Origin of the sequence: Microcystis sp. LE19-10.1B (genome assembly GCF_027530565.1) — a bacterium.
GTDB lineage: Bacteria > Cyanobacteriota > Cyanobacteriia > Cyanobacteriales > Microcystaceae > Microcystis > Microcystis aeruginosa.
Genome location: NZ_JAPZQM010000465.1, coordinates 1 through 9,994, shown reverse-complemented (window position 1 = coordinate 9,994; position 9,994 = coordinate 1). Strand labels below are relative to the sequence as shown.

Sequence of the window (9,994 nt, the reverse complement as noted above, 5' to 3'; positions counted from 1 at the left end):
GAAATATTATGGAGATTTTTAAAATATGAATGGATTGAATTTAGCGCCTATAAAGACCGAAAGAGCCTCCTCGCTTACGTTAAAAAAGTGCTGGACAATTTTGGAGGCGAGTATGTAATTAATTTTGCCTAGGTACTTAAGAAAGACCTAGGAATAGGAAAACCATGACTCCCATCGAGGGGTAAGCGCATCTTAACAATCCTTGACAAAATGAACTTTATATGGGCTGCTTACCCACGATTCAGGCATATTTGAGGAGAATTTGCTATCTCAATTGTTAAGCAAGACAGGAGATGAAACAACCCAAAAGAAAACCCAACCACCGCCGGAGATTGGGTTTTCTGGTTATCAATGGATTTTAAGGGGCCAAAGCGTTACCGCGCAGGAGAGAACCGATAGTTTTAGCAGTAATCTTCATCTGTACGAGAGGATTAGCGGGAACAACGGTTTTATAGAGATAACTGTCAAAAGTCATCTTCTGTACATCCTTATCGGAACACATTTCCACAAAAGCTTCCCGGGTGGCATCGGTACGGTAGAAAACCCGTTGCAGGATATCTAATACCAGATAGGTCATACCGTATTTCTTATCCCAACGCTTGAGGTAGAGTTTTAACTCGTCCTCTGTGGGAATACGTTGGCCGCCGTTAGTGACTTCGACAATGGTTTCCGCACACATCCGCGCCGATTTAGCGGCGAAATAGATGCCTTCTCCCGAAGACTTAGTAACTGTTCCCGCAGCATCTCCCACCAGTGCCACGCGACCAACTACACGACGAGGACGGGGATGTTCGGGGATGGGGTGAGCCTCCACGCGGATGATCTCGCCTCCTTCCAGACGACGGGCCGCGCGAGCGCGAATACCAGCTTGTAGGTCTTTAATCATGGCTTTATTGACCTTCATTGTGCCAGTACCGACGGCGACGTGATCGTATTTGGGGAATACCCAAGCGTAGAAGTCGGGGGATACATCTTTTCCTACATACATTTCGGCCAGGTCTTCGTAGTAGGCCATTTTATCTTGGGGAAGACGGATGCGTTCTTGGAAAGCGATCGCATAGTTGTAATCCCCAGCATCAATAGCTTTGGCAATGCGGGAATTAGCACCGTCGGCACCGATAACCACGTCCACCTTCAGAGATTTCATTTCCCCTTGGGAATTGCCGTGGGAGTGATCGGCGTAGTGTAGGGTATAGGGATCGGTGCTATTGGTGGGAATGTCGAGACCGTAAACGGTTCCGTTGATTAAATGCGCTCCTAATTTATGGGCGCGTTCTCTCATAAAACCGTCGAGGACTTCCCGACGACACATTCCGATATATTCGTCTTGATTATCGAGATTAATATCGACTTCGACGTTAGAGGGGGAGATCATTTTCATTTTTCTCACCCGGCGATCGATAATTTCAGGAGGTAGGTCAAATTCGCTCACCATACAGAGAGGAATCGCTCCACCACAGGGTTTAGCATTATCTAATTTGCGTTCAAATAAATAGGTTTCAATGCCTGCTTTAGCTAATGTTTCTGCCGCCGAAGAACCGGCCGGCCCTGAACCCACAACAGCGACTCTTAACACTCAGGTTTTCTCCTACATACTTACGAGCGAGTACGCTTTGCAGTGTACCACAGGGGTTTAGCCGAAAGGAACGATATCCTCCGATTCTGCCCGATCTTGCAACAGTGCTTAACATCCTCTGTTACAAAAGTTTATTTTACTGCCCGTAGATGTTTTTTTATCGATGTGTTGTATTGTGTTACACCCGTAGAGAAAAAAAGTGCTAAACCCCTCTCCCAAACTGGGAAAAGGGGATAGGTGCGAGGATTCTTAACCTCTTGCTTTCAACCAATCAGTAATAGCGGGGGGTAAATCCCGTTGCACTTTGCCACTGACATACATTCCGATATGTCCGACCGGGAAAGCACAAGCGGTATAGTCAGAAGTACCGATATAATTCCCTAAAGCGAGGGAAGAAGCGGGAGGTACAAGGTGATCTTTATCCGCATAAAGATTGAGAATTGGCATAGTCAGATTGTGTAAATCTACCCGTTTATCTCCTAACATCACTTCCCCTTTAATCAGTTTATTTTGCTGATAGAAATCCTTGAGAAACTGTCGGTAGGATTCTCCCGCTTGGTCGGGACTATCAAAAATCCATTTTTCCATACGCAGAAAATTAACTAATTTTGATTCGTCTTCCATGATGTCAGGAAAATCAAGGTATTTCTGATAACCTAACTGTAAAGGTTTCAATTCCAGAAACTCTAAGTTGAGAAAATCTCCCGGGATATTGCCCATAGTATCTACCATTAAATCGATGTCTAATGCTTCGGCTCCCAAGGAACACCCCCCGCGCATATTTAAGAGGGTCTCGGTTTGATAAAAGTCCACCGGTGTCACCATTGTCACCAGATTTTTTACCTTATCGGGATAGAGGGAACTATAGCATAAACTAAAGGTTCCTCCCTGACAGATTCCTAACAGATTAATTTTGTCGAGATGGTGACTTTGACGAATAAAATCGACGCAATTATCCACATAACCATTGATATAATCATCAAGGGTTAACCAGCGATCGCTTCTGGTGGGATATCCCCAATCAATTAAGTAGATATCTAAGCCTAATTTCAGCAGATTTGCCACTAAAGAACGCCCTTCCTGTAAATCTACCATGTAGGGACGATTGACCAAAGCATAAACCATCAACAAGGGAATCTCGAAGGGTTTTTCGACCACGGGTTTAAAGTGGTAGAGAATGATTTTATCTTCCCGATAAACTGCTTCTTTTTCCGAGACTCCACACTGAATATCTTCTTCTTTAACTCGTTTGAGATTGTCCAAACCTTTGAGATTTTTTTGAGTTAATTCTAGATAATCTTGGGTAAAATCTTCCAGTTTCACTTGCGTCAAAAATGGCCACATAATTTAATTCTCCTAGAAAAGTGGGGAAGTGGGGAAGTGGGGAAGTGGGGAAGTGGGGAAGTGGGGGAATTTCAACTAAAACCCCTAAAACCCTAACACCCCAACACACCATCACCCTATCTCCTGAATCCTGACTCCTGACTCCTGATAGCTTACCTGATTGTCAAGCACAATTAACTAATTGTTACTTTCTACTGCTTTTTTTTCTCCTAAAGTTTTTTTGAGACTTTTTACCTCTTTGCGTAATTCATAGATAGTCCGATGAATTTCATCGACTTCGCTGCGGGTAGGCAGATTCATCGATCGCAGGTAAATTTCCATTAAATCCTGCTGTTTGAGGCGATAATCATTGAGGGAATTAATAAATTTTCCCCGTACTTTTAGGTTTTCTGGTTGACAAAAAGCCTTTTCAAAAATATCATCGGCGACGACACTCCACACATCTTGAAATTCTCGCCAATTCTTGACAGGTTGACCTTTTTCTGCGAGGAAAACTAATTTTTTAGTTAAAGCTTCAAAGGATTTAACTTGAATATCAGCCAGCACAATTTGATAGTTAATACTAGCCTGATAAAGAATGCGCCAAGTTTCAAAACTATCGAGTAATTTGCGGTTAAATTCTCGCGGCAATCCCAATAAAGGCATCTGTAACCATTGGCCAAAAGTCTCATCATAAAACTTCTGCCAATAGATATTATTGAGTTCGATCAAAGAAGAAGTATTACCTAACCAAGCTTTGGTTATTGTGTCATTTGACAGCACGAAAGGATCGAACCATAAATGATTGAGACTTTGTAATTGTTGCAGGTAAATTGTCCATAGTTGACTGACATCTTGACTACTTTGGGAAGTGGTAGTAGTAAAACTATTCAGTTGACCGCGCATCTGTTGTGTATAATTATCTAAAATTGTTTGCCAGTCTTCTCCTGTTTGCATTTTTGGGAAGATACTTTCCCAAGCTTCCATCGATAATTTTAGGAATTTGATCAATAAATCCCGATTATCAAAATAGCGCTGGGTTGCCTCTTGCAATTCTGGTTTAATATTGCCCATAGGAGTCGGTATCGCCCCCATCATATCAAACCAACTTGACCACATTTTTGCCCCAGTTTCCGTCCAAAGATTGACGTAATCGGCGGCCATCTCACTCCAAGCTTGTGTCGGTTTATCCATTATTTTTGCCCTTTTCCTTTAACTCTAATTTCTCTAGTTTACTAACCCACCCTACACCCGATAACTGATAAGTAGTCGTGTAAAATTAATTTCCTAGTCGAGACTCCGAGACAGAAGACAGATAACTGATAACTTACCCACTGATAACTGATTAAGCACAATTATTTGTAGGATGGGTTAGCGGTAGCGTAACATAATCGGGCGTTGGGTTTCATGCTTCAACCCAACCTACGTTCATCTTATATTTAATTCCATCCACCTACTTAACTTACCCACTGATAACTGATAACTGATAACTGATAACTGATTAGGTGTGATGGGCCCCATTAACTCTGAGGACTTCTCCAGAGACATAACTGCTGGCAACAGGAGAGAGTAAATAAGCAGTTGCCCAGGCGATATCTGCGGGTTCACCGAAGCGACGACAGGGAATTTCGGCGGTGATTTTATCGCGAACTTTATCGGGAATCGCTAAAGTCATTTCCGTGTTAATAAACCCTGGCGCAATCGCATTGGCGCGAATATTATAACGGGCAGCTTCTCGCGCTAAGGATTTGACTAAACCGATAACTGCCGCTTTTGTAGCTGCGTAATTAGTTTGGCCAGCATTACCGCGATCACCGGAAATAGAACTAATACAAACGATCGATCCCGCTTGTCGTTCATACATTCCCTCAATAAACGGTTTAATCGTGTGATTAACCCCTTTTAGGTTGACATTAATCACTAAATCCCAATCTAGCGGCGTTAATTTAGGGAAAAAGTTATCTCTGGTAATCCCCGCGTTAGCGACGATGCCGTAAACCGGTCCCAATTCCGCTTCAATTTGTTGAGCTGCCGCTTCCATAGATTCCAACTTAGTCACGTCGGCCACAATGCCTAAACCCTGGGGATTATCCGTGGCTAAATCCGTGTAAGCCACCTTAGCCCCCAAATCTATCAAAAGAGAGACAATAGCCGCCCCAATGCCTCGATTTCCGCCCGTAACGACGATAACTTTTTCCTCTAGTCCCAGAGATACCATAGCTTTTTCCTCCTAAACTCTTTCAATTGCGATCGCTGTTCCGCCACCGGTCCCATGACAGATGGCCCCCATACCGAGGGTTTTATCCTGTACTTTCAACGCGTTAATTAACGTCACCAGAATCCGCGCGCCGGAAGCGCCGATAGGATGACCCAAGGCGATCGCACCACCGTGAACGTTTTGTTTTTCCCTCGCTAACCCCAGATCCATCTCAAAAAGCAGATTATTTAAGGCAAAAGCTTCGTTATTTTCCACTAAATCGAAATCTTCGATCGTTTTATCTAGGGATGCCAGTAATTTTTTCACCGCGAGGACGGGGAACTCTGGGAAGCGATCGGTTTTTCCAGCACCCACAGCACCGCCAAGGATTTTGGCAATTGGTTTTAAACCGTACTGATCCACAGCTTTTTGACTGGCTAAAAGGATAGCGGCAGCCCCATCGGAAATCTGACTACTATTCCCCGCAGTTAAAACTCCCGACGGATTAAAAGCCGGCCGCAGTTTTCCTAACCCTTCTGGGGTACTATCGGAACGAATACCCTCATCTTGAGCAATAATTGTGGAACCTTTCTTAGATTTAAGCTCAATTGGCACGATTTCACCATTAAACCAGCCTTTTTCTGTGGCTGTGGCCGCTCTTTGGTGGGATAAAGCGGCAATTTCATCTAATGCTTGCCGAGAAACCCCGCGATCGAGACAGAGGCGATCGACTTGGGAACCCATGCCCTCAGTCGTGGTAGCATCGGTTAGGCCATCGTGGAGTAATAAATCCGTTAATTGTTCTGGCGCACCCATGAGGAATTTATAACCCCACCGGGCCCGATGGGAGAGAAAAAAGCCAGTTTGGGACATGGATTCGATGCCACCGGCGAGGATGAGATCCGCTTCTCCAGCGCGAATTGAGGTAGCGGCGTTACTAACGGCAATCATTCCCGAAGAACAAACCATATCCACCCGATATCCGTCCACGCTTACGGGAATTCCTGCTTTAATCGCCGCTTGTCGGGGAATTAACTGACCATGACCCGATCCCAAAACATTGCCGAAAATGTACAAATCTAGGGCTTCTGGGGGCAAATTAGCGATTTCTAGGGCAGATTTCATCACTGTTGCCCCTAAATCGGCCGGGGATAATCCCATCAATCCCCCACCAAAACGACCAATTGGAGTCCGGACTGCGGCCACGATATAAACTTCTTGCATAGACTTCTCTCTATTGGGAAGCGAAGATAATAGATAGAATTTGCTTAAGAATATCGAGTCCGAAAAGATCAAAATCCCAATTGACTGTCATTGGTTAAAAGTTCCTGGTCCCGATGTCTTGAGTTTTTGTCTATCTACCCTCGATTTTGCAACAGAATTTCTGTGTAAGAAGATATATTCATTAGAATTTAACTTTTCTGGCAGCAATCCCGTTTTTTTATGGATTTAGTCAAGCGTCTAGTTTTTATCGGTGGTGGCCATAGTCATGCGATCGCCCTTCGTCTTTGGGGGCAATCACCCCTAAAAAACGTTCAATTAACTTTAATTAGCGATGTCACCCATACCCCCTATTCGGGAATGTTACCCGGCCACATCGCCGGTTTTTATGATTTTGCTGAGACTCATATCGATTTACCTTCTCTAGCTAGGTATTCTCAAGCGCAATTCTGTTTAGACAAGGCTAATTCCATAGATACGGAAAAATGTCAAGTAATTTGTAATAATTCTTTACAGATTCCCTTTGATTATCTCTCGATCGATATCGGCAGCATCCCGGCAGTAGATAATGTTATCGGCGCTCAAGAGTACGCTATTCCCGCCAAACCGGTGCCGATTTTTCGGGAAGGATGGCAAGAAATCCTGAAAAAAGCGGTTAGTAACCCCAATAATCCTCTCAATATCGTCATTGTTGGTGGTGGCGCGGGCGGGGTCGAATTAGCTTTAAATATGCAGTCCCGTTTGGCCAAAATTCTCAACTCTAGCAGTAATTTGAATTTATCTCTAATTCATCGAGGAAAAAAACTACTACCAGCCCATAATAATTGGGTCGGTCAACGTTTAGAGAATATTTTTAAACAAAGGGGAATTAGATTATATTTATCAACGGATGTGACGGCAGTGCAAGCAGATCAGATTATCTGTTCATCGGGGTTAGTTTTACCCACGGATTATACAATTTGGGTAACGACTGCCTCGGCCCCTAGTTGGATTAAAGCGTCAGGATTACTGACAGATGAAAAAGGGTTTATTTTAGTGAATAATTATCTGCAATCTCTTTCCCATCCCCATATTTTTGCCGTGGGAGATATTGCCACGATTCCAGATTATCCCCGTCCGAAAGCAGGAGTTTTTGCCGTCCGACAAGGTAAACCACTGTTCGATAATTTAGGAAGAATTCTGCAAAATCAGCCCTTAAAACCCTATTTTCCCCAGAAAAATTATCTCAGTTTAATCGGGACAGGAGACCAAAAAGCGATCGCATCTTGGGGCGGTTTCGGATGTCAATCACCGTTATTATGGTTATGGAAAGATCGGATCGATCGAGCTTTTATGAAACAATTTGAACAGAAATGATGAGTTGCTTTGTCATCGGATTGAATGGCAGTTTAAGTCGGTTGGGAGGTGTGAGAAGCATGACTTAAAGTTGTTGTCTAAATGTCCAAATCGTGAGAAAAAGTTTAAGATTGCTGCTTTGTGGGAGTTTGAAGAATTTGAAGGCGCAGTTTGCGATCGCTGTTTTCTCTCTTTTGCTGAGATGAGAAACTGCAAACATCGAAAGAATCTTAAAAAATTTGACTCTAAGGGAAAAATAAATAGCAATATAGCTCTAATATAAATTTAGAGCCAAGAGGATATTTATGTTTAATTTTAACATAGAAGACTATTTAACGGATACAAAATTAATTAGAATGTCGATTTCCTATGCAATGTATAGTAGGCTTAATGACGATCAATTTTGTAATTTTTTTGAACTAAGTATCAATTGTAAAAATCAAAATAAAATCAACCTTTTAGTTGAATATATTAAAAATATCTACTCTTTAAAACAACCTTATATACCAGATGAGTCATTTAAAATAAGGAAGTAAAGCGATAAATCAACAAAATGCTATGGTCATCAATCTCAATATCCCACCCTCCCAACCATCAGCTAATCTAAAGGTAAAAATACTGATAGAAACCCTTAAAAATGGTCAATATGCTGTATCTATCGCTGAATTGCCTCATTTTCGAGTCCAAGCACCCACCAAAGAAGAAGCCATTTCCCAACTACAAACAACCTTTATCGAACAAATTAGCCAAATTGAAACGATATCATGGACAACACCCCTAGATAACCCCTCACCCAATTGGCGAGAATTTGCAGGTATCTTTGAAAATGACGCAGATTTTCAAGAAATCATGGATACACTTCAAGCAGAACGTACTTTAGATGATGACAGTGAAGTAGATCCCTCATATTATCTGTAGAGGATAAAGATTTGTGTCTCAATATATTCTCGATACTGACCATATTTCCCTAATTCTTGGCAATCATCCCCAAGTTATTGCTAATGCGTCCCGTCATTCCATTTCCGTTACAATCATTACTGTTCAGGAACTTTTCAGTGGAAGGAACCACAGAGACACAGAGGACACAAAGATCGATCGCTACTATATAAGTTAAACTTAAGTAGGGAGGCACAATTATTTGTAGGATGGGTTAGCGGTAGCGTAACCCATGCGGGCGTTGGGTTTCATGCTTCAACCCAACCTACGTTTATCTTATATTTAATTCCACCCACCCACTTATTACACAAAGTCGAGAAGAGCCCTTTTTAAGTTTCTTCTCTTTTTGTTAATGAAAGATGTGACCAATGGATGCCCTAAAAGGGGCGAGGTTTTAAACCCAAAATTCTGATAAAGTAAAAATCGTCCCGATACCTTGACTGGTTAAGGGAGAGAACGTCAATAGCTTGTTAAATAGTACATATAAACCAATGCCACGTCTTCGCTCGATTATTTCCCTAGTTTTAGTCCTAGTTACTACCCTGCTGGTTAGTTGCAGTGGTCCCCAAGCAACTATCCCCACCGTTTACAGTCCCCAAAAAATCGAACAGTTACAGGTTTACATCCAACCCATAGAAGGATTTCGCCAAAAAATGAGCGTTTTGCAAGACCTCATCGCTGACAAAAATTGGGTAGATACTCGCACCTATATCCACGGTCCTTTGGGGCAATTGCGTCAGGAAATGGTAGGATTATCCCGTAATTTACTGCCCAAAGACCAAGAAAAAGCCAAGCAGTTAGCGAAAAATCTTTTCGTTCACTTTGAACGTATCGATGCGGCAGCCAAAGAAAAAGATGCTAGTCTTGCTGCTAATCAATTCCAAGAAGCATTAAAAGACTTCGATGCTTTCTTAAATATTGTTCCTAGTTAGTTTTTATCAGTGTTCAGTTATCAGTGATCAGTTATCAGTGATCAGTTATCAGCTTTTTTAAAAAATCTCTGGCTTTTTGCCTAGAGATTGTTGTCAGAGAGAAGCACACAAAAACTTTTTTTCTTATTTATAGCAGCAAATTTTAACCCCCCGCAAGGGCAAGGATGATATTAGTTAAACTGATCAAGCTTGCACTCAAATCATCAAACCCTGATGCTGAAAAACCTTCCAGAAAAAATTTTTCTTTTAGGGTAGGGGGTAGGGGTAAATTTTCCTTCAGGTTCGGGTTTATTGAGGAGTAGGGACAAGAAACAATGTCCTCAAAAACACAGTTAAGTACCTAAGCAAAATTAATTACACATCTAAGCTCTCAGCCGTCAGCCTTTTGCTGATGTGAGTAAACAGTGAACTGAAAACTCAAATCCGATCCCTGATAGCTGTCTCGGAGTCTCGGAGTCTCGGAGTCTCGGAGTC

General features: G+C 42.4%; 9 protein-coding genes and 1 pseudogene. 5 read left to right on the top strand and 5 right to left on the bottom strand.

Annotated elements, in window-relative coordinates; genetic code table 11:
* Positions 1–132: pseudogene (locus O9332_RS16980) on the top strand (IS630-like element ISMae24 family transposase); the annotation flags it as partial.
* A 226-nt stretch (positions 133–358) separates the two neighbouring features.
* Here the strand turns inward: O9332_RS16980 and chlP are convergent.
* The 5 genes from chlP to phaA all read right to left on the bottom strand — a co-directional run bounded on the left by chlP (position 359) and on the right by phaA (position 6,320).
* On the bottom strand, positions 359–1,576 hold the full coding sequence (gene chlP, locus O9332_RS16975; RefSeq protein WP_002735532.1) for a geranylgeranyl reductase: 1,218 nt from the start codon (positions 1,574–1,576) through the stop codon (positions 359–361).
* Positions 1,577–1,825: 249 nt separating this feature from the next.
* Entirely contained in the window at positions 1,826–2,920 is a 1,095-nt protein-coding gene (locus O9332_RS16970; protein WP_147068805.1) for a class III poly(R)-hydroxyalkanoic acid synthase subunit PhaC, read from the bottom strand.
* A gap of 177 nt (positions 2,921–3,097) precedes the next feature.
* Complete coding sequence (gene phaE, locus O9332_RS16965) at positions 3,098–4,093, bottom strand: class III poly(R)-hydroxyalkanoic acid synthase subunit PhaE (protein WP_061432330.1); 996 nt, start codon at positions 4,091–4,093, stop codon at positions 3,098–3,100.
* Positions 4,094–4,400: 307 nt separating this feature from the next.
* Positions 4,401–5,117, bottom strand: a complete 717-nt coding sequence (gene phaB, locus O9332_RS16960) for an acetoacetyl-CoA reductase PhaB (protein WP_147068803.1) — start codon at positions 5,115–5,117, stop codon at positions 4,401–4,403.
* 12 nt (positions 5,118–5,129) lie between these two features.
* Positions 5,130–6,320, bottom strand: coding sequence for an acetyl-CoA acetyltransferase PhaA (phaA, locus tag O9332_RS16955; RefSeq protein ID WP_159251534.1), 1,191 nt, complete (start codon positions 6,318–6,320; stop codon positions 5,130–5,132).
* Positions 6,321–6,539: 219 nt separating this feature from the next.
* On the opposite strand from phaA, the gene O9332_RS16950 reads away from it, so the two are divergent.
* The 4 genes from O9332_RS16950 (at position 6,540) to psbQ (ending at position 9,520) form a co-directional block, all read left to right on the top strand.
* Positions 6,540–7,673, top strand: coding sequence for an FAD-dependent oxidoreductase (locus O9332_RS16950; RefSeq protein WP_288026544.1), 1,134 nt, complete (start codon positions 6,540–6,542; stop codon positions 7,671–7,673).
* A gap of 537 nt (positions 7,674–8,210) precedes the next feature.
* Complete coding sequence (locus O9332_RS16945) at positions 8,211–8,570, top strand: hypothetical protein (RefSeq protein ID WP_002763370.1); 360 nt, start codon at positions 8,211–8,213, stop codon at positions 8,568–8,570.
* Between the two features lie 13 nt (positions 8,571–8,583).
* Positions 8,584–8,766 carry a type II toxin-antitoxin system VapC family toxin gene (locus O9332_RS16940; protein WP_196219890.1) on the top strand — a complete coding sequence of 61 codons (183 nt, stop codon included), beginning with the start codon at positions 8,584–8,586 and terminating at the stop codon, positions 8,764–8,766.
* A 313-nt stretch (positions 8,767–9,079) separates the two neighbouring features.
* Positions 9,080–9,520: a photosystem II protein PsbQ gene (psbQ, locus tag O9332_RS16935; protein WP_002737745.1), complete on the top strand. Its 441-nt coding sequence runs from the start codon at positions 9,080–9,082 to the stop codon at positions 9,518–9,520.
* Positions 9,521–9,994 lie beyond the last annotated feature (474 nt).